The 24956-nt window shown below is 38.7% G+C and carries 28 protein-coding genes; 14 read left to right on the forward strand and 14 right to left on the reverse strand.

What is annotated here, in order from left to right:
• The first annotated feature begins 35 nt into the window (after nucleotides 1–35).
• The 11 genes from atpA to Q0948_RS06015 all read left to right on the forward strand — a co-directional run bounded on the left by atpA (nucleotide 36) and on the right by Q0948_RS06015 (nucleotide 10874).
• On the forward strand, nucleotides 36–1613 hold the full coding sequence (gene atpA, locus Q0948_RS05965) for a F0F1 ATP synthase subunit alpha (RefSeq protein WP_035326318.1): 1578 nt from the start codon (nucleotides 36–38) through the stop codon (nucleotides 1611–1613).
• Between the two features lie 121 nt (nucleotides 1614–1734).
• Complete coding sequence (gene atpG, locus Q0948_RS05970; protein ID WP_035326320.1) at nucleotides 1735–2598, forward strand: ATP synthase F1 subunit gamma; 864 nt, start codon at nucleotides 1735–1737, stop codon at nucleotides 2596–2598.
• A 338-nt stretch (nucleotides 2599–2936) separates the two neighbouring features.
• Nucleotides 2937–3458, forward strand: coding sequence for a hypothetical protein (locus Q0948_RS05975; RefSeq protein ID WP_298349870.1), 522 nt, complete (start codon nucleotides 2937–2939; stop codon nucleotides 3456–3458).
• Nucleotides 3459–3505: 47 nt separating this feature from the next.
• Nucleotides 3506–4969: a polysaccharide biosynthesis C-terminal domain-containing protein gene (locus Q0948_RS05980; RefSeq protein ID WP_298349872.1), complete on the forward strand. Its 1464-nt coding sequence runs from the start codon at nucleotides 3506–3508 to the stop codon at nucleotides 4967–4969.
• A 72-nt stretch (nucleotides 4970–5041) separates the two neighbouring features.
• On the forward strand, nucleotides 5042–5476 hold the full coding sequence (dut, locus tag Q0948_RS05985; protein WP_298349874.1) for a dUTP diphosphatase: 435 nt from the start codon (nucleotides 5042–5044) through the stop codon (nucleotides 5474–5476).
• Between the two features lie 53 nt (nucleotides 5477–5529).
• Nucleotides 5530–6549 carry a sugar phosphate nucleotidyltransferase gene (locus Q0948_RS05990; RefSeq protein WP_298349876.1) on the forward strand — a complete coding sequence of 340 codons (1020 nt, stop codon included), beginning with the start codon at nucleotides 5530–5532 and terminating at the stop codon, nucleotides 6547–6549.
• 20 nt (nucleotides 6550–6569) lie between these two features.
• Nucleotides 6570–7952: a tetratricopeptide repeat protein gene (locus Q0948_RS05995; RefSeq protein ID WP_298349878.1), complete on the forward strand. Its 1383-nt coding sequence runs from the start codon at nucleotides 6570–6572 to the stop codon at nucleotides 7950–7952.
• Nucleotides 7953–7954: 2 nt separating this feature from the next.
• Nucleotides 7955–8734, forward strand: coding sequence for a DUF4292 domain-containing protein (locus tag Q0948_RS06000; protein WP_298349880.1), 780 nt, complete (start codon nucleotides 7955–7957; stop codon nucleotides 8732–8734).
• Nucleotides 8721–9953 (forward strand): peptidoglycan DD-metalloendopeptidase family protein, encoded by a 1233-nt coding sequence (locus Q0948_RS06005; protein ID WP_298349882.1) that lies wholly within the window; start codon nucleotides 8721–8723, stop codon nucleotides 9951–9953. Before Q0948_RS06000 ends, Q0948_RS06005 begins: the two co-directional genes overlap by 14 nt.
• A 114-nt stretch (nucleotides 9954–10067) precedes the next feature.
• Nucleotides 10068–10577, forward strand: a complete 510-nt coding sequence (locus Q0948_RS06010) for a hypothetical protein (protein WP_298349884.1) — start codon at nucleotides 10068–10070, stop codon at nucleotides 10575–10577.
• 111 nt (nucleotides 10578–10688) lie between these two features.
• Complete coding sequence (locus Q0948_RS06015; protein ID WP_298349886.1) at nucleotides 10689–10874, forward strand: CsbD family protein; 186 nt, start codon at nucleotides 10689–10691, stop codon at nucleotides 10872–10874.
• Nucleotides 10875–10926: 52 nt separating this feature from the next.
• On the opposite strand, the gene Q0948_RS06020 is transcribed toward Q0948_RS06015, so the two are convergent.
• Together Q0948_RS06020 and Q0948_RS06025 are read right to left on the reverse strand one after the other, a co-directional pair.
• Nucleotides 10927–11436: an acyl-CoA thioesterase gene (locus tag Q0948_RS06020; RefSeq protein WP_035326344.1), complete on the reverse strand. Its 510-nt coding sequence runs from the start codon at nucleotides 11434–11436 to the stop codon at nucleotides 10927–10929.
• A 68-nt stretch (nucleotides 11437–11504) separates the two neighbouring features.
• Nucleotides 11505–12440 (reverse strand): SPOR domain-containing protein, encoded by a 936-nt coding sequence (locus Q0948_RS06025; RefSeq protein ID WP_298349889.1) that lies wholly within the window; start codon nucleotides 12438–12440, stop codon nucleotides 11505–11507.
• A 101-nt stretch (nucleotides 12441–12541) separates the two neighbouring features.
• Here Q0948_RS06025 and dprA point away from each other — a divergent pair, with 101 nt between their 5' ends.
• The 3 genes from dprA (at nucleotide 12542) to lysM (ending at nucleotide 15458) form a co-directional block, all read left to right on the forward strand.
• Complete coding sequence (dprA, locus tag Q0948_RS06030) at nucleotides 12542–13645, forward strand: DNA-processing protein DprA (protein ID WP_298349891.1); 1104 nt, start codon at nucleotides 12542–12544, stop codon at nucleotides 13643–13645.
• A gap of 91 nt (nucleotides 13646–13736) precedes the next feature.
• Entirely contained in the window at nucleotides 13737–14696 is a 960-nt protein-coding gene (locus Q0948_RS06035) for a nicotinic acid mononucleotide adenyltransferase (RefSeq protein WP_298349893.1), read from the forward strand.
• 261 nt (nucleotides 14697–14957) lie between these two features.
• Nucleotides 14958–15458 carry a peptidoglycan-binding protein LysM gene (gene lysM / locus Q0948_RS06040; RefSeq protein ID WP_035326359.1) on the forward strand — a complete coding sequence of 167 codons (501 nt, stop codon included), beginning with the start codon at nucleotides 14958–14960 and terminating at the stop codon, nucleotides 15456–15458.
• 97 nt (nucleotides 15459–15555) lie between these two features.
• On the opposite strand, the gene Q0948_RS06045 is transcribed toward lysM, so the two are convergent.
• From Q0948_RS06045 to Q0948_RS06100, 12 genes are all read right to left on the reverse strand, one after another.
• Nucleotides 15556–15885 carry a hypothetical protein gene (locus Q0948_RS06045; protein ID WP_298349896.1) on the reverse strand — a complete coding sequence of 110 codons (330 nt, stop codon included), beginning with the start codon at nucleotides 15883–15885 and terminating at the stop codon, nucleotides 15556–15558.
• Nucleotides 15886–15890: 5 nt separating this feature from the next.
• Entirely contained in the window at nucleotides 15891–16469 is a 579-nt protein-coding gene (nadD, locus tag Q0948_RS06050; protein ID WP_298349897.1) for a nicotinate (nicotinamide) nucleotide adenylyltransferase, read from the reverse strand.
• Between the two features lie 18 nt (nucleotides 16470–16487).
• Nucleotides 16488–16832, reverse strand: coding sequence for a HopJ type III effector protein (locus Q0948_RS06055; RefSeq protein WP_298349898.1), 345 nt, complete (start codon nucleotides 16830–16832; stop codon nucleotides 16488–16490).
• Nucleotides 16833–16839: 7 nt separating this feature from the next.
• On the reverse strand, nucleotides 16840–17439 hold the full coding sequence (gene gmk / locus Q0948_RS06060) for a guanylate kinase (protein ID WP_035335184.1): 600 nt from the start codon (nucleotides 17437–17439) through the stop codon (nucleotides 16840–16842).
• Entirely contained in the window at nucleotides 17439–18302 is an 864-nt protein-coding gene (locus tag Q0948_RS06065) for a YicC/YloC family endoribonuclease (protein WP_035335186.1), read from the reverse strand. Before Q0948_RS06065 ends, gmk begins: the two co-directional genes overlap by 1 nt.
• Nucleotides 18303–18386: 84 nt before the next feature.
• Nucleotides 18387–18719, reverse strand: a complete 333-nt coding sequence (locus Q0948_RS06070; RefSeq protein WP_035326367.1) for a hypothetical protein — start codon at nucleotides 18717–18719, stop codon at nucleotides 18387–18389.
• A complete protein-coding gene (locus Q0948_RS06075) occupies nucleotides 18719–19480 on the reverse strand; it encodes a DUF1080 domain-containing protein (RefSeq protein ID WP_298349908.1) in 762 nt (253 codons plus the stop codon). The genes Q0948_RS06070 and Q0948_RS06075 overlap by 1 nt, the downstream gene beginning before the upstream one ends.
• A 3-nt stretch (nucleotides 19481–19483) precedes the next feature.
• The gene (locus tag Q0948_RS06080; RefSeq protein WP_298349910.1) at nucleotides 19484–20242 is read right to left on the reverse strand and encodes a DUF1080 domain-containing protein; all 759 of its coding nucleotides are present in this window, start codon (nucleotides 20240–20242) and stop codon (nucleotides 19484–19486) included.
• A 9-nt stretch (nucleotides 20243–20251) separates the two neighbouring features.
• Nucleotides 20252–21304 (reverse strand): sugar phosphate isomerase/epimerase, encoded by a 1053-nt coding sequence (locus Q0948_RS06085; protein ID WP_035335192.1) that lies wholly within the window; start codon nucleotides 21302–21304, stop codon nucleotides 20252–20254.
• Nucleotides 21305–21385: 81 nt separating this feature from the next.
• The gene (locus tag Q0948_RS06090) at nucleotides 21386–22522 is read right to left on the reverse strand and encodes a Gfo/Idh/MocA family oxidoreductase (RefSeq protein ID WP_298349912.1); all 1137 of its coding nucleotides are present in this window, start codon (nucleotides 22520–22522) and stop codon (nucleotides 21386–21388) included.
• A 100-nt stretch (nucleotides 22523–22622) separates the two neighbouring features.
• Complete coding sequence (locus Q0948_RS06095) at nucleotides 22623–23846, reverse strand: nucleoside permease (RefSeq protein WP_035335195.1); 1224 nt, start codon at nucleotides 23844–23846, stop codon at nucleotides 22623–22625.
• 5 nt (nucleotides 23847–23851) lie between these two features.
• Nucleotides 23852–24841, reverse strand: a complete 990-nt coding sequence (locus Q0948_RS06100; RefSeq protein ID WP_298349915.1) for a sugar phosphate isomerase/epimerase family protein — start codon at nucleotides 24839–24841, stop codon at nucleotides 23852–23854.
• Nucleotides 24842–24956: the final 115 nt, after the last annotated feature.

Raw genomic sequence — 24956 nt, forward strand, 5'->3', positions numbered from 1 at the left:
ATTTTCGCGAAAGCGGACTTATAAATTTAGATCAAATGGCAGAAGTTAAACCAGCAGAAGTTTCGGCAATTTTAAAGAAACAACTTTCAGGTTTTGAAGCAACAGCTTCCCTTGACGAAGTAGGAACAGTACTAACTGTGGGTGATGGTATCGCTCGTATTTACGGACTTGCAAACGCACAATATGGTGAGCTTGTAGAGTTTGAAAGCGGTCTTGAGGCAATTGTTCTTAACCTTGAAGAAGATAACGTAGGGGTTGTACTCTTAGGTACTTCTTCATCTATTAAAGAAGGTGATACCGTAAAACGTACACAACGTATCGCATCTATCCAGGTAGGTGAGGGTATTACTGGACGTGTGGTAAACACGTTAGGTCTTCCTATTGATGGAAAGGGACCTATCGCTGGAGAAACTTATGAGATGCCACTTGAGCGTAAAGCGCCTGGTGTTGTTTTTCGTGAGCCAGTAACAGAGCCATTACAAACGGGTATTAAGGCAATTGATGCTATGATACCAGTAGGTAGAGGGCAGCGTGAGCTTGTAATTGGTGACCGTCAGACAGGTAAGTCTACTGTTTGTATTGACACTATCCTTAACCAAAAAGAATTTTACGATGCTGGTGAGCCAGTACACTGTATATATGTAGCTATTGGACAGAAAGCTTCTACTGTTGCACTTATTGCACAAGTACTAGAAGATGCTGGAGCAATGGCATACACAACTATCGTAGCGGCAAATGCATCAGATCCTGCAGCAATGCAAGTATATGCACCATTTGCAGGAGCTGCAATTGGAGAGTACTTTAGAGATACAGGTCGTCCTGCTTTAATCATTTATGATGATTTATCTAAGCAAGCAGTTGCATACCGTGAGGTATCACTTCTTCTTCGTCGTCCACCGGGACGTGAGGCATACCCTGGAGATGTATTCTTCTTACACTCTAGATTACTTGAGCGTGCTGCAAAGGTGATTAATGATGATGCTATTGCAAAAACAATGAATGACCTTCCAGATAGTCTTAAACCTATCGTAAAAGGTGGAGGATCACTTACTGCACTTCCTATCATTGAGACACAAGCGGGTGACGTATCTGCTTATATCCCTACAAACGTAATTTCTATTACAGATGGGCAGATCTTCTTAGATGGAGATTTATTTAACTCAGGTGTACGTCCTGCTATTAACGTAGGTATCTCGGTATCACGTGTAGGTGGTAACGCACAGATTAAGTCAATGAAGAAAGTATCTGGTACACTTAAGCTTGATCAAGCAGCTTTCCGTGAACTAGAAGCGTTTGCAAAGTTTGGATCAGATCTAGATGCTGCTACCCTTAACGTAATTGAAAAAGGAAAGCGTAACGTAGAGATACTTAAGCAAGCAGAAAACACGCCATTTACAGTAGAGGATCAAATTGCAATTATTTATGCAGGATCTAAAAACTTATTACGTGACGTGCCTGTAAACAGAGTTAAAGAATTTGAAGCAGAATATATCGAGTTCTTAAACGCAAAGCACAGAGGTATCCTTGATACACTTAAGTCTGGAAAGCTTACAGATGAAGTTACAGATACACTTGTAGCAGTAGCAAAAGACCTATCTGCTAACTATAACTAGTAGAATTTCGCTTTCGCGAAAAATATAATTCAACAACTCCCGCGCAAGCGGGAGACTTGTCAAAATTAAAGACAAATCGTGCCTAGCAAGTCTTACTTGTAAACACGGGAATTTATACAAGATGGCAAACTTAAAGGAAATAAGAAACAGAATTTCATCAGTATCTTCTACGATGCAGATTACCAGTGCTATGAAAATGGTATCTGCTGCAAAGTTGAAGAAAGCACAAGATGCAATTACAGCAATGCGCCCATATTCTGATAAGCTTACTGAGCTTTTACAGAACTTAAGTGCAACGCTAGAAGGAGATTCTGGAAGCAAACTCGCAGAAGATCGTGAGATTAATAAGGTACTTATTGTAGCTATTTCATCAAACAGAGGTCTTGCAGGAGCTTTTAATACAAACATTATTAAAGGTGTAAATGCACGTGTTGCTGCAAAGTATGCTGGCAAAGAAGTGCACCTAGTAACCTTAGGTAAAAAAGCAGATGCTATACTTGGTAAGACTTTTAAGGTAATCGAAAATAACAATGATATTTACGATGATCTTACTTTTGATAACGTATCAGCTATTGCAGAAGATTTAATGGCTCGTTTTGAAGCTGGTGAGTATGATCGTATAGACATCATTTACAACAAGTTTAAAAATGCAGCAACGCAAATTGTTACTCCTGAGCAGTTTCTACCTATCGTAGCAACCGTACAAGAAGAAACAACTGCCACTGCAGATTATATTTTTGAGCCGTCTAAAGAAGAGATTGTAGAGGGATTAATTCCTAAAGCATTAAAGACACAGCTTTTTAAAGGTATAAGAGACTCTGTAGCGTCAGAACACGGTGCACGTATGACTGCGATGCACAAAGCAACAGATAACGCAACAGAGCTTAGAGATGCGCTTAAGTTGCAATATAACAAAGCACGTCAAGCGGCTATTACAAACGAGATACTCGAGATTGTAGGTGGTGCAGAAGCTTTAAATAACTAATAAGTAGCAATTACTTTCATTATAAAAAAATCCCGAATCATTTGATTCGGGATTTTTTTATGCCTAATTGAAACGTGATGTAGGTACGTTTTAAATGCGTCTCTTTTAAAATATCGACCCGTTTTACGGGTGATAATAGAGTAAACGATTATCGGTTTTCACCTATTTATTGATGAAGCTAGTTATATTTAAATTCTTTCTTCACAATTATTTTGGTTTGAGTGTAAACCTCGAGGTGTCTATGATCTCGAGGTTTTCTTTTGTAAGACGAAGTCTAATTGTTGTTTACTATCGTATCTTGGAATGAGATTTGTATATTACTCATAAACAACCATCATATGTATAAACTATTTACAGTTTTGAGCCTAGCAGTTAGTTCTTTGTTATTAACGCAATGCAAGTCTGCATCATCTATAGAAAATCAAGAAATAATGACTTTGTCCACACCTTCATTTGCTTCTGTAGCCGCTCATTATAATACGTATGTTGCCGGTGTGCAGGGTGGTGGTACGGGTATTGAATTTTATATACCTACAGAGGTAGCTTCAACAATTACAATGGAGAAAATCTTCTTTCGCGAAAGCGCAGGTAGACTTATGAAATCTAATACAGGTTATGTTGCACGGTTTAGAACAGATAAAGGCTTAGATCAGGATGTTGTGATGTCTAATAATGCAAATGAAGAAGCTGTAAATACACCTCCAGTGGTAAATGATACATTTCCATTTGCCCTTACAAATGATCAAGCAGGGCTTATCTATAAAGATAATGGGGTTGTGAAGTACTGTATCTTGTCTAACATAAAGGAGCGCGACTCAAAAGCCTACCCACAACAACGACCAAGAGGAAATGGCTACTAGATACTAGGGTTAATTTCTGTATTTTTAGCCTATAAATTCCTTCCTCTTTGAGCGCTCTTAAAAATCTTTTTAAACACACGTTTATTTATGGCCTGGCAACAGTTTTGCCTAGAGTTCTCACGGCTCTATTAACGCGATTGTATACTGGTTACTTGCCAGATACAGATGCTTTTGGAGAGATGACTATTGTGTTTTCATATATAATGATTTTTAACGTGCTGCTTACTTATGGTATGGAGACAGCCTTTTTTAGGTTTTTTAATGATGAAATGCATACTAAAAAAACACTATCAACCTCTTTACTTGGTTTGCTAGGGTCTACCATTTTATTTGTTATTATAGCATTTACTGGGATAGATGCACTCTCAAGTATATCTGATGTTCCTGCGCAATACTGGAGATGGGTGATTTTAGTCATAGCGTTTGACACGCTTGCGGTAATACCCTTTGCATATATGCGAGCTCAAAATATGAGTATGCGCTATGCACTTATAAAGTTACTTAACGTTATTATTTCTACAGGATTATCTGTGGTATTTCTTGTGTGGTTACCGCAGTTAGATAGTATAAACAGTTATTTACCCACAGATAAAATTGAGCTTGCATTTATTGCATTTTGCATACCTAGTTTTTTGATACTACTTATCGTGATAAAGCCCTATTTTACAAGATGGTCTTTTGATACGATTTTATTTAAAAAAATGCTTGCCTACGGTGCTCCCGTACTTATTGCAGGTCTTGCCTTTGCTGTAAATGAATCCTTTGACAAGATTCTATTAGAAAAGTTACTACCAGAAAATATTGCAGAGAGTGAAGTGGGAATTTATGGTGCGTGTTATAAACTTTCAATAGGGATGACGCTGTTTGCCACAGCTTTTAGAATAGGGATAGAGCCCTTCTTTTTTAGCGAGGCAAAAAATGAAAACGCACATTATATGTATGCTCAAATCACAAAGGCATTTGTGGTTCTTGGTGCCATTGCGCTATTTGTCTATGTAGTACTTGTAGATGTGGTAAAAGTAATCCTTCTAGACGACCCTGCTTACTGGGAGGCTATGAATATTGTGCCACTTATACTCGTAGCATACCTGTTTTTTGGAGTTTATCAAACGCTGTCCGTCTGGTATAAAGTAACAGATAAAACTAGATATGGCGCTTATATTTCGGTTGCAGGGGCATTACTTACCATAGTGATAAATGTCTTACTTATCCCAAAAATAGGATATCTAGCCAGTGCCATTGCTACCTGTGCAGCATACACCTTGATGATGGTAACATCATATATAATGGGTCGCAAACATTTAGCAATCCCTTATGACCTAAAAAATATACTTTTGTACCTCGTGTTAAGTATCGCATTGTCTAGTCTATATTTTTATGGATTTAGAGATTACTTTGGCGTGGGTAGCTTGAGACTGTATCTTGTAGGAGCTGTAATGACCGTATTATTGATTGGTGTAATAAGCTTCCGCGAAAAAGAGCTACTCTTGCGTATATCAAAAAGAAAATGAGTACGCTTTCGCGAAAGCGTAATTAAAAAATAATAGTATCTCAGTACGAGAATAAGTTAGAAAGAAGAACAAATGAAAATAAAGGTTATAAATAAAAGTGCACACGCACTTCCTCACTATGAAACCATTGCTAGTGCAGGAATGGATTTGCGTGCAAATATCACAGAGTCAATCACGATAGGACCGTTAGAAAGAGCTATTGTTCCTACGGGAATATTTATGGAGCTACCAGTAGGTGTAGAGGCTCAAGTAAGACCACGTAGTGGCCTAGCTGCAAAAAAGGGCGTGACTGTGCTCAATGCTCCTGGAACCATAGATGCAGATTATAGAGGGGAAGTGGGAGTAATCCTTGTGAACCTATCTAATGAACCGTTTACAATTGAAAATGGTGAACGCATTGCACAAATGGTCATTGCAAAGCACGAGCAAGGACAATGGGAAGAAGTGACAGAACTTTCAACCACAGATCGTGGTGAAGGCGGTTTTGGGAGTACAGGGGTAAAATAAGAAATGACACCTAGCAACATAATAGCAACCTTATTATAGAAAAATTTATATAAATGAAAATAATAGTACCAATGGCCGGTCTAGGCTCTAGATTGCGACCACATAGTTTAACCATACCAAAACCATTAATTCCTGTAGCGGGAGCGCCTATTGTACACAGACTTGTACGAGATATTGCAAAGATCTTAAAGCAACCTATAGACGAGATTGCTTTTGTACTAGGAGACCCTACATTTTTTGGTGATGCTGTAATTGCACAACTTGAAGAGCTTGCAGAAAGTCTTGGAGCAAAAGCATCTATTTATCGCCAGGGAGCTCCATTAGGAACTGGTCACGCTATTATGAGTGCAGAACCATCTTTAAGTGGTCCAGCGGTAATAGCTTATGCAGATGCGCTTATACGCGCAGACTTGGAACTAGATCCTGAGGCAGATAGTGTAATCTGGACTAAGAAAGTGCCTAACCCAGAAGCTTACGGAGTTGTAAAACTTAATGAGAAAGATGAGATTGTAGAGCTTGTAGAGAAGCCAGAAACCTTTGTGTCTGATCAAGCGGTGATAGGTATATATTATTTTAAGGATGTAGCCGTTCTTAAAGAGAAGCTTCAAGAAGTTCTTGATGAAAACCTTATGAATGGAGGTGAGTACCAGATTAACGATGGTATTAAGAAAATGATGGCAGAAGGTCGTATTTTCAAAACTGGAACCGTTACAGAGTGGATGGATTGTGGTAATAAAGAGGTTGCCATAGATACTAATTCTAAGATGTTACAGTTTTTACACGATGAGAAGGAAGAGCAACTAATAGCAGACTCAGTGGTAAATGAAAATTCAACTATTATTGAGCCTTGTTTTATAGGTGAAAACGTAGTTCTTAAAAATTGTACCATAGGTCCAGGTGTTGCGATAGGAGCTGGCACAACTATTGAAGATAGTACCATAAGTCACAGCTTAATCCAGCAAGATAGTTTGATAAAAAACGCACAGTGGACAGAAGCGATGATAGGTAATAAAGTACAATATAACGGAGAACACACACGCGTAAGTCTAGGGGATTACACGGTGATGAAATAAGTTTTATATAATCATATTTAATGAAAAAAGGAATCTACATACTCATACTCACGATCGCTTTTACACTAGTAAAGGATCGTGCGTATGGGCAATTCTTAAAAGAAGCAAATCCCTTTGCAGATGAGAATGTAGATGACCTAGGTAATGTTTCAGACGATTTTCAGACATCTTTCTTTGAAGCATTAAAACAAAAGGGAATTGAGAATTATGAGCGTGCCATTATGGAGCTTAACAAGTGTATCTCAATGTCACCATCTAGTCATCCTATTTTATATTTTGAGCGAGGTAAAAATCACGTATTCTTAAAAAAGTATGATGAGGCTGCTTTAGATCTTAATAAGTTTTTAGAACTCGAGCCAAATAATGAAGATGTACTAGAAGCATTATATGAAGTCTACTTCCAGCAGCGAGATTATGATGCAGCAGAAACTACTGTAAAAAATCTTATTAATTTTGACGTGCAGTATAAAGAAGATCTTGCACGTATTTATACAAGCACAAAAAGATATAACGAGGCGCTAGATCTTATAGATGAGCTTGATGAAGAAATAGGTACAGATATATATCGTGATAGATTAAAAAACAGATTGTATCTACTCTCTGGAGATACATCTAGGCAGGTAAAAGCTATAGAGAAAAATATAGCCTCAAACCCTAAAAGTGAAGCAGAGTATCTTAAACTCATATTGCTTTATAGCGAGCAAGGAAATACGCAAAAAGCTTATGAAACCGCTCTAGAACTTCAAAAGGTAAACCCATATGCAGATGAGGTACACCTAGCTCTGTATAAGTTTAATCTCAATGATAATAAAATAGACGAGGCCATAAGCTCTATGCAAAAAGTACTGGAAAGTACTCGTATGAGTGCCGCAGCAAAGCATCGCGTGCTTAATGACTTTGTGCTATTTGTAAACGGTAACCCACAATATGAACCGCAGTTAGAAAAAGCCATTGCAGTTTTTGACACACAGGTGGGAGATTCTAATATCTATCAAGAATTAGCCTCTTATTACATTAAAAAAGGAAGTAAGGATAAGGCACTGCCATATCTAAAGAAAGCTTTACAAAGTGATCCAGAAAATCTCGAGCTTATTAAAAACACAAGCCTTTTACTTTTGGACTCTGGAAGCTTTAAAGATGCCGAAGAGATTGCTGCAAATGCACTAGACCTTTATCCATCACAGCCTCTACTATACCTTACTTATGGAGTCGCACTTAATAATCAAGGTAAATTTAAAGCAGCCATAGATCAACTTGAACTAGGCGTAGATTATGTGATAGATGATGTAAAGATGGAAATAGATTTTTACCAGCAACTAGGCGATGCACATAAAGGAGACGGTAATGCTTCTACAGCAAGTAAATACTACAATAAAGTAGAACAATTAAAAGCGCAAGGATAATAATGAGAAAGCTCGTTTACATTATTTTATTAGTAGCTCTCGCAAGTTGTGGTGCAAAAAAAGCAGCGAGTACTAGCACTGCCGAAGATGTCTCTGCAAAAAGACTTATAACTGAGTATTACAACAATGCACTCACTTATAAAACGCTAGATGCCCGTACCAAGATAAAGTACAGAGATAAGAAAGGATCAAAGCCTACAGTAACACTTACGATACGCATAGAAAAAGACAAAAAAATCTGGCTAAACGCGTCACTCATTGGTTTTTCTGGTGCTCGCGCCTTGATTACACCACAAAAGGTACAATTTTATGACAAGCTCAATAATCAATATTTTGATGGAGACTTTACATTTCTTAGTCAGTACTTAGGAGTAGATATAGATTTTTATCAGTTACAGCGATTGCTTACGGGACAAACTGTTTATGACCTAAGAGAGGGAAAGTATACCTTTAAAGAAACGCAAACGGGTTATGAGGTCACACCAAAAAAGCAACTCAAGGAGGCACTCATCTTCTTTGGGATTGCTACTCAAAATTTTGTCACGCAAGAACAGCGCATAGAGCAAACAGATGGTAACGGGACTTTAGATATCGCATATGGAAATTACAAAGAGGTAGGTGGTAAGACCTTCCCATTTTCGCTAGATATTCTTGCAGATGATGGTCGCAACCAGTCACAGGTACAAATCGAGTTTCGTGATATAGATTTAGATGGAGAGGTACGTATGCCGTTTAGTATTCCTTCTGGATATGAAGAAATAAAGCTAGATGCAAAGAGATAGGCGCATATATATAGCTCTTCTGAGTGTTTTTATGATGCTCTTTGCTACGCAAGCAGCTTTTGGGCAGTCTGCAAAGCAAAAGCAGCTAGAACAGCGTCGTGAGGCTCTTAAAAGAGAAATGCGACAGTTGCAACGCTTACGCGAAACAAATAAGAAAAAAGAAATATCTATCCTCACCCAAGTAGAAGATCTGGACACCCAGATAAGACTACGCTCAGATCTCATACGAGTTACAAATAGTCAAGCCAATTTATTGTCAAGAGAGATTAATGAAAATCTCGTAAAGATGGAAAACCTCCGTAAGGAGCTCGCCATATTAAAAGAAGATTATGGTGAGATGATACGCAAGTCGTATAAAAGTAAAAGTGGACAAAGCAAGGTGATGTTTTTACTCTCTAGTGAAGATTTTAAGCAAGCTTACAAGCGTGTACAGTATATGAAGCAGTATGCAAACTACCGCAAGAAGCAAGGTGAGCAAATCAAAGAACGCACAATACTTATACAAGAGACTAATAAAAAACTAGTCAAGCAAAAAGCAGACAAAGAAACCCTAATTGCCGAAAATAGAACGGCAAAAAAGGAACTAGATAAAGAAAAGCAACGCCAGGACCTACTCATAAAAGAAATACGTAAAGAGTCTAGTACCTATATCGCTCAGATTAAAAAGAAACAAAAGGAGGCAGATCGCATAGACAGACAGATAGATAAGCTCATTGCAGATGCTATTGCTGCTAGTAATAAAAAAGCAGGTAAATCTACAAGCAGTAAGACATTTGCTCTCACACCAGCAGAGGTTACACTCGCAAAAGAGTTTTCTAGTAATAAAGGTAGACTCATATGGCCAGTAGAGCGTGGCCGCGTGGTAAGACCTTACGGTAAGTCTGCACACCCTACCTTACCCGGGATAACTTTAAGCAATAGTGGTGTAGATATAGAAACTACAGAAAATGCTACTGTAAGAGCCATCTTTGAGGGAGAGGTAACTTCTATACAAGACGCAAAGGGAGCAAACATTGCTATTATCATAAGGCACGGTGATTATCTTACTACCTATTTTAATCTTAAAAATATTAAAGTAAAACTAGGTCAAAAAGTAACTCTTAAACAGCCACTAGGTGAAGTCTCTCGTAATGCATTTACGGGCAAGAGCATTCTTAAATTTAGGGTAAGTAAAAACCAGACCAAGCTCAACCCTACACAGTGGATAAGTAGACGATAGCTGCTGGTTTACGCTTTCGCGAAAGCGTACTTCTAAATATCATTTGGCATTTCATTTATATTTTTTGTAATAAGCTTAACACAAGCGAGTTACATAAGTTTTAAATTTAGGGCTATGAAACATCTCAGCCTCTTGCTCTTAATTTTATGCGCTTCAATTATTAGTGCTCAAAACACCACAACCACGGCAGAACCTCGTTTTTCTCTCAACGCAATAGGTGCGCTACCTAGTAATGTAGGAGAACCTAATAAAGAATTTTATGATCAAACACGCACGCTACTTGTGGGGACATCTTTAGGTTATAAGTCTAGCTTGCAGGGTGGGATATCAAGGTCACGTGTAGGTAATGACGAGGTGGTCGAGTTTCCTCTTATTTTTAGATATCAAGCCACAAAGGGTATAAGTGCATACCTGGGTGTACAAGGGCAAGTAGTGAGAGGACTTGACACCAGTGGGCTTATGTTTACAGAGTTTGCCCCTACTATGGGAATAGATGTGCAATTTACACCAGAGTGGGATGCAGGTATTCAGTTTATGGCACCCGTATATCAAAATAGTGCTGCGCCTGCAGTAAGCTACGAGCTATCGCACCCTATTAGATTAAGAACAGGTATAAAATTTTAGTGTTTACTAGGCTTGCAAACTTTAGCACAACCATAACACTTTTTAATACACTCTTATTACAATAGACATCTCATTGTGAGTAATTTAGTGGTGAACTTAAAAAGAAATATTATGAACTCGACAGAATTAGAAGGAAAGTGGAATCAAGTAAAAGGAGATTTCAAACAGAAATATGGTAAGCATTTTGATAATGATGAGACCTTTGTAGATGGAAAGATGGATGAGGTTCTAGGCCGTATTCAAGAAAAAACAGGAAAAACAAAAGAGGCTATTAAAGAAGAAATAGAAAAGTGGTAATAGCCCATAGATACAAATAAAAAAAAGCCTCCATAATGGAGGCTTTTTTATGCTATATAAATAATGCTTTGAGCTCTGTTGCTTCTGCAGGTTTCATCTTGCCTGCAAGCACAAGTGATAGTTGTTTACGGCGTAAGGCTGCATCATAACGCTGTTTCTCAAGATCAGATTCTGGTACAACTTGAGGTACTGGTACAGGCTGCCCTTGCTCATCTACTGCTACAAAGGTGTAAATCGCCTCGTTTGCTTGCGTTTTAAGGCCGCTCTCGCGATCTTCTATCCATACATCTATAATGACTTCCATAGATGTTTTAAATGCTCTAGAAATCTTTGCTTCTACAGTAACAACGCTCCCTAGAGCAATCATTCTATTAAAAGCTACGTGATTTACAGATGCTGTAACAACGATACGACGTGAGTGACGTCTTGCAGCAATACTAGCTGCTCTATCCATACGAGCAAGTAGCTCACCTCCAAAAAGATTACCCAGTGGGTTAGTCTCACTTGGCAGTACAAGATCTGTAAGTATTGTTTTTGAGTCGCTTGGTGTGCGTGAATCCATAGATATTCAATTTTGGCGCAAAGGTACACCAAAGTAGAAAAGGGAAACAGTAAAATGTATAAAGAGTATTAATCGATACTTTGTACAAGTAACCAAGCATCTTGATTATCTGTCTTACGTATTGCTCTAAGTTCTGAAAGTGCTTCTTGAGAGTCTGTAAAGCTTCCGTACACTACTTGATGCAGTCCATACTTGTTAGTCCCTATGGTACGAGCTTTATATCCTTTTTCTGTAAGCTGGTCTACACGCTTCTGGGCATTTTCTTCCATACGGAAGGCGCCCGCTACAATGTGATAATTACCTGCAGGCTTTGTAAGTGATAGCTGTATAGCTGGTAAAGGATTAGGGATAACAAAAGTCGCTTCTTGTATCTTATCTTCTAGCTGCTCTCTTGCTTGCTCTTGTGCCACATAGTTATGCTCTTTTACATCTTGAACATAGTTAAAGCTAGCCGCTCCAAGAACGCCAAAGGCGATAACCGCTGCTGCTGCATACTTAAGCCAAGAGTTACTTGCCTTACGTTCTGGTGTAAAAGCAATAGGTGTTGTCTCCTCAAGTGCAATAACTTCTTCTTTATAAACTTCTCGCATAATCTCTGGAGAGGTAAAAGAAGATAGCCCAAAAGAATCTGTAAGATAGTTGAGGTGATATGATGGCTCAAACTGTAATCTACTCTCTGTGTCTAGAGATAGTGTACCTATGTTTGTTAGCGTTTGTGACTCTCCCTTATGCAGGTTGTCATAAAGAAAGCGCACGTAGGTTTTAATACGATTACTCGCCTCACTATGAGGAATCATCTCTGTCTTTGCAATATAGTTTGCCAGTAAACCATCACTGTCTGTAAGTTGTGCATTAAATGACAATTTCTTTTTAGGCGGATAAAAAGCGTGTGTAGTGGCGTGTATTTGCGCACTTTGGATTTGAGTCAAAAAAGCCCCAAAACCTGGTAAAATTACACACTCATATCTGTATAAAAGGTCACTTATGTATTGGTCTAACTGCATAACTCAAAAATAGTCAAAATGTCTAGTCACGCAACAAGGCGAGATATATTTTATTAACAGATATAATAGTTGTTACTTAGTAGCCTCAATTTCAAGCATTAATGACAGAAAAAGAATTACTCGCACTTCTTACCTTACAATACACCCCAAATCTGGGTGATGGTTCTATAAAAAAACTGCTTCAGCACTTTGGTTCGGCTACGGCGGTTTTAGAACAGAAAAAGAGCACATTGCTTAAGATAGATGGTATAGGTGAGCATAAACTTAAAGCTTTTGGTAATGAGGAGTATCACGCTTTCGCGAAAGCGGAATTAAAATTCATACAAGATAACAACATAAACGTCTGTGCATTTACAGATGAGCAATACCCACAACGCCTTAAACACTGTCTAGATGGACCAGTGCTGCTATTTTCTAGAGGAAACATAAACTGGAATAATAGAAGAATTATAAGCATTGTAGGGACTAGAAAGATTACCACCTATGGGGAGCATTTTATAAAAAAGCTCATTAAAGATTTGGCTCCCTTAAATCCGCTTATTATCTCTGGCTTTGCTTATGGGGTAGATATTACCACACATAAAGCCTGTATTGAGCACGGCTTGCAAAATGTAGGTGTACTGGCTCACGGGCTTAATCAAATTTACCCCAAGGTGCACGCTAAGTATATGAGCGATGTAGAGGCAAATGGTGGTTTTGTTACAGACTTCTGGAGTAAGAGCAGTTTTGTACATACTAACTTCTTACAGCGCAACCGTATTATTGCTGGGCTGTCTGAGGCTACTATCGTTATAGAATCTGCAGAAAAAGGAGGCTCTCTTGTGACTGCAGACTTTGCAAATGGATATAATCGAGACGTGTTTGCGGTACCGGGCAGGGCAGAAGATAAGCAGAGCTTAGGTTGTAATAATCTCATAAAACAGCAGCGAGCAAATCTTATGACTAGTGCTGCAGATCTTATTTATATACTGGGCTGGAAACTAGAGCAAGAACAAGCTCCCGTGATCCAAAAACAACTTTTTGTAGAACTTACAGATGAAGAAAAACTGGTATGGCGCTTCTTAAAAGACAATGGCAAAGAGCTTATGGACATCATCGCTCTTAATTGTAAATTGCCCACTTACAAGATTGCAAGCATCTTATTACAAATGGAATTAAAAGGAGTAATAAGGCCTCTCCCTGGTAAACTCTTTGAAATTATCTAGTAACATAATATATTTAAGTAGCTGATTTTGAGTTAATTGAATTTTTGGCACGTGGTTTGAATACTGTTAAGGGAATCCAAAAACAAACAGTATGAAAACGATCAAACATTTTATTGCAGTAGCGCTCGTCGCCATTTTGTTTACTTCGTGTTATACAGAGGCGATTGTAGAAGTAGATCCATATGTAGAGGTTAATAATGGACCTACACTTAATCAAGTATTAACAGATTATGAGATTTGGTATGTAGATATAGATGCCTCATCTGGAAATATAGTTGTACCATTTTTACAAAAGGCATTTACAGTCTCTTTTAGAGGAGGAAATATCTTTGCAAATAATAACCTTTCTGGTTTAGGGTACAATGGAGCCGGGTTTGGGATAGATGTAGGTAGCTATGATACCTTTGGTTTTGAGCTAGATGCTTATCACGATTTAGACGGAGATTACAGCTTTGACGTACGCCAGTTATCTGGTAATGAGATAGAATTATATCACCCGTCTACAGGAGCGAGATATATACTGGTAGGTTACCAGCGCAACACCTTTGACTATGACCTAGTGTTTTACAATAACATACACTACTTCTTACAAGAGTTTGAGGCTTGGGAAAAAATATATACGAGTCAAGAAGGTGAGATCAATCCTTTTGATAATGAGAACTACTTACAGTTTTTACCAGCAGGGGTTTCTGGCAACTTTAGAAGCTCTGAAGATGGTAATGGTACACCAGTAAATAATATATACTGGGACTATGATGGGATTTATGATGTAGATGATGTACCTGGTGATTTTTACCTAAAAACTTTAACACTAGATTATAATTTTCCAGACAATGAGTTCTTTGACCTTACCGTTATAGATGACGAGACCATAGAGTTATATCAAGTAACTACAGGTACTACCTACCAGTTTAGAGGTAGAGGGTATATAGAGTTTAGAACCTCAGAAGATGGGAAGTCTAAAACCTTACCTAAGTTACGTAAGAAGACTTCAGAAATTAAAAAAGAAATAGAAGCGCTCAAGGCGAAAAAAGCAAAAGCGCTAAAATAAAAAGGATCACTGTACAACCACAGTGTGACGCATAAAGATTTTTTGGTTGGTTATTTAGTTGGAAAACCCTTACCTAAGTGTTACTTAGCGTAAGGGTTTTCTGTTTTAAGAAAGCATTATTTCTATAGATATAATGCATAATAATGAAGACTAATGTACTAGAAGATTATTATTGCCAAACTCCTCTTAACAATACTGTATAAACACCTACTTTTTTGTAAATTGACTACACAATAAAAACACTAACTAAAAATTATAATTATGGGATTATTTTCATTTATTAAAAATGCCGGAGCAAAAGTATTCGGAATAGGAAAAACAGAAGAAGAAGAGGCGGCAGAAGCAGCAGCAGTTGCAGAAGAAAAGATTGCAATGGAAAATGCAAAAGCAGCAAGTAATATGGCAGAAACTATTAGTGACCTTGGTCTAGATGTAGATGATCTAGATATATCTATAGATGGTGATGTTGCTGTTGTTGCAGGTAGTGCACACGACCAAGCTACTAAAGAAAAAGTAATCCTTGTAGTAGGAAACTCTACAGGTATTGCAACGGTAGACGATAGACTTACTGTAGAGAACCCAGAGCCAGAAGCTCGTTTTTATACGGTAGAAAAAGGAGATTCTTTAAGCAAGATCTCAAAAGCGATGTACGGAGACCCAATGAAGTACCCACAAATTTTTGAAGCAAATAAGCCTATGCTTAAAGACGTAGATTTAATTTATCCAGGGCAGGTATTACGTATTCCTCACTTAGAGAAATAAAAGAAAGCGCTCAAGCGCGATTATAGACTAATTAAAAGAACAAATATGAAGGGCTATAGTCTAGAATGTTTGTTCTTTTTTTATGTAATAAATTCATCTAGTTTAATGAACCAAAAATGTGCAGAATCTCTTTGCTCATATTCATTAAGACTAACACCCAGAATACTACAGCGAGCCCTGCAAAGAGCTTTGCTTTACCTAGGTGAGTATTATGAGGTTCTTTTCGAGCCTTGACGTATTTTATAATTGTAAAGACACTGGAAACAATAAATATTGCCGTGGCAAAACCTGTTAAAAAATCAGGTAAGTCATTACTTGATTTAATAACTCTGTTTAATATAAAATATACTAGAAAAGACACAACCATCATAAGCCCGTAGTAAGTGGCTTCTTTTGCATTTTGGTCAGTGAGATCTCTTTTAGGCATCAGGATTATCTATAAAAACTCATCTCGTCTATAAAGGTGTAAACTTCTGGAGGAAGTAGCGGTCGTATGTTTTTGCCCTCTTTAATCGCCTTACGTATCATTGTAGAAGAAATCTCCATAATAGGAGCGTCTACTTTGTGAATCTTTGGGTGATTATCAAACTGTGTTTCAACCGTACCTTCAGAGATTCTAGGGTATACATAGATGTCGTGACGTTCCAAAATAACTTCATAGTTTTTCCACTTATGAAGGCTTTTAAGGTTGTCCTCACCCATTATTAAACAAAACTCGTGCTGAGGATACTTTTCTTCTAGATGAGCTAGCGTGTATACCGTATAGTTAGGCTGTGGTAAGTCAAACTCAATATTACTTGGCTCGATTTTGTCATAATGCTCTACAGCCTCCATTACCATCTGGTAGCGATGGTGATTGTTAAGAAGGCTACTCTTCTTCTTAAAAGGGTTGTGAGGCGTGATAACCATCCAGATTTTATCTAGATCACTATACTCTGCCATATGATTTGCAATAGCAAGATGCCCTATGTGTATAGGGTTAAAAGTTCCAAAGTATAGACCTATTTTCAAGGGATAGTAAGTTTTGAGTTATTTCTTTTGGAGCGGGTTTGTGTCAAAGGCAATTCCGTCCCAACCGTATTTGATAAAATTTCTAATATTTTGGTGATCTGTCCCCTTTGGGTTTTGTAGCACATCTTCTCTGTAATATGCGCCAAAACACTGTAGTGTGTCACTTTTACTTAGTCCTTGCTCTTGTGCAAATGCAAACAGCTTACAAGAGCCATTGTTCTCACCTGCGTCATTATGAATGTCACCATTCTTAAAAGAGCTAGGTGTAAAAGTATATAGAGCTTCTATAACAGCCATTGTATCTGTAAACTCAATTTCGGTGGGTGCGCTGGTAAGTTTAGTTTTAAAATCTTGTAATGTCATTGCGCTATTATTTTACAAAATCGGTAACAAGTGTGACCGCTTCTTTAAGAGCTTTTTCTAGATTATCATTAAGGATAATATGATCAAATTGTGGTGCTGTGGCAAGCTCTACAGAGGCTTTTGCAACACGCATATTGATTTTATCCTCACTTTCTGTACTACGTTTTTTAAGACGTATTTTGAGCTCATCTACACTAGGTGGTTTTACAAAAACGGCAAGTGTCTTATCTGGAAACTTTTTCTTTATGCGTAAACCGCCTACTACGTCTATATCAAATATAACGTGCTTACCCATCGCCCAGATACGTTGTACTTCTTTCCAGAGTGTACCGTAAAAGTTGTCACGATAGACCTCTTCCCATTCTAGAAAGTCGTCTGCTTTGATATGATTTTTAAACTCCTTAAGAGATATAAAGTAGTAATCTGTGCCGTGTACTTCTGTGCCACGAGGTTCTCTACTAGTCGCAGAGATACTAAACTCTAGATTGAGCTCTGGTTGACCCAAGAGATGTCTTACAATTGTTGTTTTACCACTACCAGAAGGCGCCGAAAAAACAATGAGTTTCCCCGTGTGATTTAGTTCTTGTGCGTCAGGTTGTTTTCCCATTAGAGTACGTTTAATACTTGCTCTTTTATTTTTTCTAGCTCATCTTTCATTTGCACCACTAGCTGTTGCATAGGTGCATAATTAGACTTTGAGCCTATGGTATTAATCTCACGACCTATTTCTTGACCTATAAAGCCTAGCTTTTTACCGTTAGAGTTATCAGAATCTAGTGCTTCTGTAAAGTAATCTAGGTGATTTTTAAGACGTACCTTTTCTTCTGTGATGTCGTATTTCTCTAGGTAATAAATAAGCTCTTGCTCAAACCTATTTTCGTCAAGATTGACCTTGAGATCTGCAACGGCTTTCTCCAGACGTACCTTTACATCTGCAAGACGATCTTTATCAAGAGTGATAACTTCATCTAGTAAACGCTGTAGATTTTTAATGCGCAGTTCAAACTCAGTCTTGAGAGAGTTACCCTCGTCTAGTCTGTAAGCGTTTATCTCCTTAAGCGCACCTTCTAGATTAGTTACAATGGCTTTGTACTCATTTTCATCCAGTTCTTCACGTTCAGTTTTGAGAGCATCGGGAAGTCTCACAGCCATTTTAAGTAGCTCTATCTCGCTAGGCTCACCAGCAACAGCGTTTGACAGCTGTTTCATATACGTGTTTACAACAGATTCATTAATCGCTGTATTGGTGTTTTCGCCAGTGCTTTCTATGTAGAGACCTACATCTATCTTACCACGTTCTAGAGCTTTTGCCACCATATTGCGTAGTGCGAGTTCCTTCTCACGATATGTAGAAGGGATACGTGCATTGAGATCAAGGTTTTTGCTGTTAAGCGATTTGATCTCGATAGTAATCTTTTTTCCGGGAAGCTGTACGACACTCTTCCCAAAACCAGTCATTGATTTTATCATAGCGCAAAGATAATGGTTCAGTAAGTAATGAAAAATTAAGAATGACTGTGGTTTTTTACGCTTTCGCGAAAGCGTAATCACACCCTATTTTACTTTTTCTTGCATATAAGAGCGCACCTGGTAGTTAGCTAGCACAACATATGCTACTAATGCTATGTAACCACCGTATGCGGCATAAGGGCTTTCTAAAAAGAGAAGACAACTACATATAGCAAAAAGTGCAATGGTGCCTATCCCGTACTTTTGAGCAAGAAAAGAGTATGCTTTATCCCAAGTGGCTTGATCTCTCATCCACCATTCTGGAGCTTTTGATAAAAAAGGATTACCCAGCGATGGCGGAAAGTAACGTGTATTTATAAATAATGCCAGACTTATGAGTGCTGGGGCAAATGTGGTAAGGAGTGCAGGGAAGTTCATTAATCTAATTTACGTAACCAAATATTTCTATATCCTACACCACTCATATCTCCGTGATCTTGCAGTACGATAGGACCGTCACCGTGAGCATTGTTTTTTGGGAAACCTATGTATTCTGTACTACCTTTAATCTCGTAGTGATCTTGTATGAGTACACCATTTAAAAATACGGTGATTGTAGCAGCTTTTGTTTTTTTACCCGCAGCATTAAACGCTGGCGCGTGAAAAACAATATCATAGCTGTTCCACTCTCCAGTAGGCTTTGCAGCCATAACGTCTGGAGCTTTTTGCTTATAAATAGAGCCTACCATACCGTTTACATAGGTGTCATTATCATTGTTATTTAAGATTTGTACTTCGTATAAGCCTTGAAAAAACACACCACTATTACTTCTGTTTTGGTTAGTCTGCGTGTTGTTTGGGTCACTGCGCCATTCTAGGTGTAATTGCACACTCCCGAAGTCTTCTTTGGTCACAATATCTCCCGTCTTATCTTTTACGGTCATACTCCCGTCTTGATTAATCGTCCACTTAGGAGCGCCGCCGTCGTTTTTACTTTTCCAAGCGTTGAGGTTTGTGCCGTCAAACAATACTACAGCATCACTAGGGATACCGGTTTGCCCGTTTATGGCAACCTTTGCAGGTTTTGGACCCCATACTTCTGTTTGTTCTGGTTTTGTAGGTTCATTACCCACATTTCCTGAGCCGCAAGATGTAATGGTTAGTGCTGTTGCGATAATTCCTAAATGGTATAATTTCATAATCTATAATTCTTTTATTGTAATGTTGCGGTACCATACTTTATCTCCGTGATCTTGGAGACCTATGTGACCTTCTTGATATTTACCAAAGCCTTTCCAGTCTGCAAACTTAGTCTTTGCAACCATAGCATCCCACTCTTCGCCATTTACGGGGAAGGTATATGCTTCTTTACCGTTAAGGCTAACTTTACCTAGGTTGCTATCGTGATTGATATAAAGCGTTACTTTATTCCACTCACCAGCGGGATTGATCATACCGTCTGCAGGTTTTATCATATCATAAAGAGATCCTGCTTTGTGCGTTCCATTTGCCACCTTTGCATCTGGGTGACGCTCGTCATCTAGCACTTGTATCTCTGGGCCAGTTTCATAAGCTTCTTTAAACTCTGGAGATTCCTTTACACCCCAAAAGATGCCACTGTTACCACCTTCAGAAACTTTCCACTCTAGATTGAGTTCAAAGTTTTTATAGGTGTTTTTTGTAATGATGTTTTTACCACCTTCTTCCCCAGGCGTAAAAGCCATTGCTCCATCTTCTATGGTCCAGTTGTCGTGCATACCGTCTGTACCATATCCTTTCCAAGCGTTGAGGTTAGAGCCGTCAAAAAGAACAACTTTATCACTAGGTTCGGCAATTTTTTTACCGCCTATAGAGAAGGTATTGCCTTCTCCGCTCCTAATGTCTACAACCGTGGTTTTAGTCTCGTTTTTACAAGCAAATGCCATTAAAGCCACTGTTGCGATATAGAATGTTCTTTTCATAATTGTGTTTTAAAGTCCAAGTATCTTCTTTAACTGCTCCTTGTCAATATCCTCACCTGCAAAATCATCAAAGCGTTTTTGTGTAGCCTCAATAATATGTGAAGCGATAAAAGGTGCGCCTTCTCTAGCTCCTTGCTCAGGACTTTTTACACAACATTCCCACTCCATCACTGCCCAAACGTCACAACCGTATTCTGTGAGTTTTGTAAAAATAGTTTTAAAGTCTATCTGTCCATCTCCCGGAGAGCGGTAACGCCCAGCGCGATCTTGCCAGTCACTATAACCGCCAAAGGTACCACGCTTCCCATCTGGTTTAAACTCAGAATCTTTTACGTGAAAGGCCTTTATAAACTCGTGATAGTGATCTATGTATGCGATATAATCGAGTTGCTGTAATACAAAGTGACTTGGGTCATATAAAATATTACAACGCTTGTGATTACCTGTAGCTTCTAGAAAACGCTCAAAAGTCACTCCGTCGTGTAAATCTTCACCAGGGTGGATCTCATAAGCCACATCTACACCACACTCATCATAAGTGTTGAGTATAGGTAACCAGCGTTTGGCTAGTTCTTCAAACCCCATCTCAACAAGTCCTGCAGGACGTTGTGGCCAAGGGTGCATTGTATGCCAAAGCAACGAACCACTAAACGTCGCACTCACATCAAGACCTAGGTGTTTACTTGCGTGTGCTGCGCTTATTACTTGCTTGCGAGCCCACTCAGTACGCTTCTTTGGATTGTTTTTACAATCGTCTGGAGCAAAATTATCAAACATCAAGTCATAAGCAGGATGTACTGCAACCAGTTGCCCTTGTAGGTGTGTAGAGAGCTCAGTTATCTCAAGCCCATAGTCATTTACTTTACCCTTAAGCTCATCACAGTAGGTTTTACTCTCTCCAGCTGTGGTGAGATCAATTAATCGGTTTTCCCAAGTTGGGATTTGTATTCCTTTATACCCAAGGTCTGCTGCCCATTTACACAATCCGTCTAGCGAATTAAATGGTGCTTTGTCATCCATAAACTGGGCGAGAAATACTGCGGGTCCTTTTATTGTTTTCATTGGATATATTTTTTTCATTCTCGCAAAGGCGAGAATCTTTTCAATTGTTGTTTTTTACGCTTTCGCGAAAGCGTACTTATACTACTCTAGGTCTACCCACACATTCCCATCACGATGAGATTGCACGGCTTTCTCTATAAAATTCATTCCTCGTACACCATCTGTCATACCCGGAAACTCGCCCGAATTGTAGTCTTCTCCACGTATTGCCTTTGCAACACCTTTATAGATATTACCCATCGCGTCAAAAATACCTTCTGGGTGTCCCGGAGGTAGTTTTGTGCCGTCTAGCGATAGCGGACTGTTATAAGCGTGGCCTGGTTTAAGCACGCGCATAGGTTGTCCATCTTCTAGTAAATAGAGATAATTAGGGTTTTCTTGCTCCCACTTGAGGCCTGCTTTTGTACCATAAACAGCTACGGTAAAGTTGTTCTCCTCACCTGTTGCTATTTGACTAGATCGCAATACACCTTTTGTGTATTCATCTAGGCGTAGTAATACGGTACCGTCTATATCCATCTCATTATCTGCATATAGATGGTTGAGGTCTGCAAGTACAGATTTAATTTTTTTGCCAGTCACAAACTCTAGCATCTGGTAAGCGTGAACGCCTATATCGCCAAGACAGCAAGAAATTCCAGATTTCTCAGGCATCAAACGCCAAGTGCTATTGCGCTGCTCCTTGTCGTGTATGAGATTATTAATCCAGCCTTGGTAATACTGAGCGTCTACTTTTTGTATCTCGCCTAGTTCTCCATTTGCTATCATTTCCCTCATCTGGCGTACCATAGGGTAGCCTGTGTAGGTATGTGTAAGCCCAAAGACGTTACCATTCTTCTTTTGGATAGCCTCAAGCTCTAGCGCCTCTGCGTGCGTCATCGTCATAGGCTTCTCACAAATCACGTTAAAGCCAGCCTCGAGAAGCTGCTTTGCCATCGGGAAGTGCAAGAAGTTAGGCGTAAGTATAGATACCACTTGCATACGCTGGTCTGCTGGGAGTGCTGTTTCCTTTTGTACAAGCTCCGTTAGATCTTTGTAAATACGATCTGTCGGGATGCCTATTTGAGCAGCAAATTCTTTGCTTATCTCAATATCTGGGTTAAAAGAACCACCTACTAGCTGGTATGCGTCAAACATACTTGCCGCCACGCGGTGTAACACACCTATTAAACTATCTCCGCCGCCACCTAAGACGCCCCATCTTATTTTATTGCTCATTGTGTTGTGTTTTTATTTTTTAATTATATCAAGTAAATATGTTTTTTCTAAGAAAAGTCTGCCCTTTAGGGTAGGGGAAAGACTTTTTAAGACTTTGCTACTACTCCGTATATTCTATTTTCTCACTCTTAAATAACAGTGCAAAAATCACAAATACTGCTGCTGCAAAAATCGCTGGGAATACCCATACTGAGTTCCAGTCGTGACCTTCACCTACAATGTTTGCATCTGTTATTTTTCCTGCCACATAAAAACCTACAAGCATACCTACACCGTAAGTAGCAAGTGTGATAAGTCCTTGAGCGGCACTTTTAATTTTTGGTCCAGCTTTGCTGTCTGTATAAATCTGTCCAGACACAAAGAAAAAGTCATAGCAAATACCGTGTAAAACAATTCCTGTAATAATCATAAAGAAAAGGTCTCCCGTGTTACCATAAGCAAACAGTAGGTAGCGCAATGTCCAAGCGAGCATCCCTACAAGGATAGTTTTCTTAAACCCAAATTTCTTAAAGAAGAAAGGAAGTAATAACATAAAGACTACCTCAGATACTTGACCTATAGAAGCAAGGGCTGTAGACTTTTCTACACCAGACTCCGTTAGGAACGGACTTAGATTTTGATAGTAAAAGGCAAGTGGAATACAAATAAGTACCGAAGAAAGGAAAAACACTAAGAAGTTTCTATCCTTAAGTAAATCTAAAGCTTCAAGACCTAAAATATCTTTAATTGCAACTTTCTCTCCTTTTGCACTTGGTGGTGTTTTAGGAAGTGTAAAACTAAAAACTCCTAGTACTGCAGAAGCAATAGCAGTCATTACAAATGTATTTTTAAGTAAACCTGCAGCGATAGATTCTTGAGAGTCCCATCCAAAAGCAAAACTTATTAATAGTCCTGCCACAATCCAACCGATGGTTCCCCATACACGAATGAATGGAAAGTCCTTTGATGGGTCTTTCATCTGGTTAAATGCAACCGAGTTTACTAGCGCCAGTGTAGGCATATAAGCAATCATATACCCTAAAACATATGGATAAAACACAGCCGAATCTGTTGCTTGTGACATCAAATACATAAGTACGGCACCTATAATATGTAATACTCCCAGAATGCGCTCTGCATTAAAAAATCGATCTGCAATAAGACCTATAATAAATGGTGCTATAATAGCTCCCCAAGATTGTGTAGAAAAGGCTGCTGCAATTTCTCCTCCTTCGGCGCTTAGGTTATTACCCATAAAGGTACCTAAGGTTACAAACCAGCCTCCCCAGATAAAAAACTCGAGAAACATCATTAGGGATAATTGAAACTTAGTCGTTGATTTCATATTGCTTATTTAAGATTGTCTATTGATTTTTGAACTAGTGCTTTAGTCAGAGCGATACCTTCTTTTGGGTCTTCTAGTGGTCCTTCATATTCTGTACCCACATATCCTTCAAAACCACTATCGGCAACGATTTGCATTAATCGTTGATAGTCTAATTTTGTCTCATCACCATTTTCATCAAAGTTATATGACTTTGCAGACACTCCTTTTGCATACGGCATCATTTCTTCTATTCCTTTATAGGTATCATATTCTAAAACACAAGGCGCGCCCCAGCGTTCTCCACCTTCACGTTTTACACAAAAGTTTCCAAAATCTGGTAAGACACCTACTGTTTCCATATTAACCTCTTTCATCACAGCAACAAGCTTTTCTCCATCACTAGACCATCCTCCGTGGTTTTCTATAATTACGTTTACGCCTACTTCTTTACCGTAAGCTCCTAGTTCTTTAAGAGATGATACAGATAGTGCGTGCCATTTTACAGGATCTAGCTCTCCAAAGAGATTTGCCCTTACCGAGTGTGCTCCCATAAGTTTTGCAGCATCCATCCATATTTTGTGATTTGCGATAGCTTCTTCTAGTTTTTTAGGATCTGGATCTGCTAGTTCACCAGCGTGATCAACCATAATAAGAACGTTATCCATTCCTGCAGCAGTTGCCTTAGCATTAAGGTTATTTGCAAGTTTCATTACACGTTCTTTATAACCTGCCCCTACTTCAGCAACAAATGGATATAATTGTGTCACATATTCTACTCCGGTAAAACCAAGATCTTTGGCAATTTGCGGGAATTCCATCGGGTCCATAGTACCGTCTTGAAACGGTTTGTGAAGAGACCATTGAGCGAGGGAATGTTTGTAAGAGGGCATATTTTCTTTAGAAACTTCTTTTTCCGCTTTCGCGAAAGCGGAATTCTCTTCTTTTTTTACCTCTTCTTTACAAGAAATAAGTACAAAAGCGCATAAAAAAGCGCCTAACAAATAATTTTTCATAAGATGAATTTTAAATAAGACTAGAACTATAACGTTTTCGCCTGTCATTTACTGTTAAATCTAGTGTTTGACTAAGGTAGTCTTTTTTAGATATTCACAAAAAACAACTTAAAAT

The organism is uncultured Dokdonia sp. (assembly GCF_947496725.1).
Classification (GTDB): domain Bacteria; phylum Bacteroidota; class Bacteroidia; order Flavobacteriales; family Flavobacteriaceae; genus Dokdonia.

What these genes read in the sequence shown, in the direction of transcription:
- Q0948_RS06095 (WP_035335195.1), bottom strand. Translation starts at nt 23,846, where the DNA reads ATGAAATCAACGACTAAGTTTCAATTATCCCTAATGATGTTTCTCGAG.
- Q0948_RS05990 (WP_298349876.1), top strand. Translation starts at nt 5,530, where the DNA reads ATGAAAATAATAGTACCAATGGCCGGTCTAGGCTCTAGATTGCGACCA.
- Q0948_RS06005 (WP_298349882.1), top strand. Translation starts at nt 8,721, where the DNA reads ATGCAAAGAGATAGGCGCATATATATAGCTCTTCTGAGTGTTTTTATG.
- Q0948_RS06045 (WP_298349896.1), bottom strand. Translation starts at nt 15,885, where the DNA reads ATGCCTAAAAGAGATCTCACTGACCAAAATGCAAAAGAAGCCACTTAC.
- Q0948_RS06015 (WP_298349886.1), top strand. Translation starts at nt 10,689, where the DNA reads ATGAACTCGACAGAATTAGAAGGAAAGTGGAATCAAGTAAAAGGAGAT.
- Q0948_RS05975 (WP_298349870.1), top strand. Translation starts at nt 2,937, where the DNA reads ATGTATAAACTATTTACAGTTTTGAGCCTAGCAGTTAGTTCTTTGTTA.
- Q0948_RS06090 (WP_298349912.1), bottom strand. Translation starts at nt 22,522, where the DNA reads ATGAGCAATAAAATAAGATGGGGCGTCTTAGGTGGCGGCGGAGATAGT.
- Q0948_RS06065 (WP_035335186.1), bottom strand. Translation starts at nt 18,302, where the DNA reads ATGATAAAATCAATGACTGGTTTTGGGAAGAGTGTCGTACAGCTTCCC.
- Q0948_RS06075 (WP_298349908.1), bottom strand. Translation starts at nt 19,480, where the DNA reads ATGAAATTATACCATTTAGGAATTATCGCAACAGCACTAACCATTACA.
- Q0948_RS05995 (WP_298349878.1), top strand. Translation starts at nt 6,570, where the DNA reads ATGAAAAAAGGAATCTACATACTCATACTCACGATCGCTTTTACACTA.
- atpA (WP_035326318.1), top strand. Translation starts at nt 36, where the DNA reads ATGGCAGAAGTTAAACCAGCAGAAGTTTCGGCAATTTTAAAGAAACAA.
- Q0948_RS06055 (WP_298349898.1), bottom strand. Translation starts at nt 16,832, where the DNA reads ATGACATTACAAGATTTTAAAACTAAACTTACCAGCGCACCCACCGAA.
- Q0948_RS06025 (WP_298349889.1), bottom strand. Translation starts at nt 12,440, where the DNA reads ATGCAGTTAGACCAATACATAAGTGACCTTTTATACAGATATGAGTGT.
- Q0948_RS06000 (WP_298349880.1), top strand. Translation starts at nt 7,955, where the DNA reads ATGAGAAAGCTCGTTTACATTATTTTATTAGTAGCTCTCGCAAGTTGT.
- atpG (WP_035326320.1), top strand. Translation starts at nt 1,735, where the DNA reads ATGGCAAACTTAAAGGAAATAAGAAACAGAATTTCATCAGTATCTTCT.
- lysM (WP_035326359.1), top strand. Translation starts at nt 14,958, where the DNA reads ATGGGATTATTTTCATTTATTAAAAATGCCGGAGCAAAAGTATTCGGA.
- Q0948_RS06070 (WP_035326367.1), bottom strand. Translation starts at nt 18,719, where the DNA reads ATGAACTTCCCTGCACTCCTTACCACATTTGCCCCAGCACTCATAAGT.
- Q0948_RS06035 (WP_298349893.1), top strand. Translation starts at nt 13,737, where the DNA reads ATGAAAACGATCAAACATTTTATTGCAGTAGCGCTCGTCGCCATTTTG.
- Q0948_RS06100 (WP_298349915.1), bottom strand. Translation starts at nt 24,841, where the DNA reads ATGAAAAATTATTTGTTAGGCGCTTTTTTATGCGCTTTTGTACTTATT.
- Q0948_RS06080 (WP_298349910.1), bottom strand. Translation starts at nt 20,242, where the DNA reads ATGAAAAGAACATTCTATATCGCAACAGTGGCTTTAATGGCATTTGCT.
- dprA (WP_298349891.1), top strand. Translation starts at nt 12,542, where the DNA reads ATGACAGAAAAAGAATTACTCGCACTTCTTACCTTACAATACACCCCA.
- Q0948_RS06085 (WP_035335192.1), bottom strand. Translation starts at nt 21,304, where the DNA reads ATGAAAACAATAAAAGGACCCGCAGTATTTCTCGCCCAGTTTATGGAT.
- gmk (WP_035335184.1), bottom strand. Translation starts at nt 17,439, where the DNA reads ATGGGAAAACAACCTGACGCACAAGAACTAAATCACACGGGGAAACTC.
- dut (WP_298349874.1), top strand. Translation starts at nt 5,042, where the DNA reads ATGAAAATAAAGGTTATAAATAAAAGTGCACACGCACTTCCTCACTAT.
- Q0948_RS06010 (WP_298349884.1), top strand. Translation starts at nt 10,068, where the DNA reads ATGAAACATCTCAGCCTCTTGCTCTTAATTTTATGCGCTTCAATTATT.
- Q0948_RS06020 (WP_035326344.1), bottom strand. Translation starts at nt 11,436, where the DNA reads ATGGATTCACGCACACCAAGCGACTCAAAAACAATACTTACAGATCTT.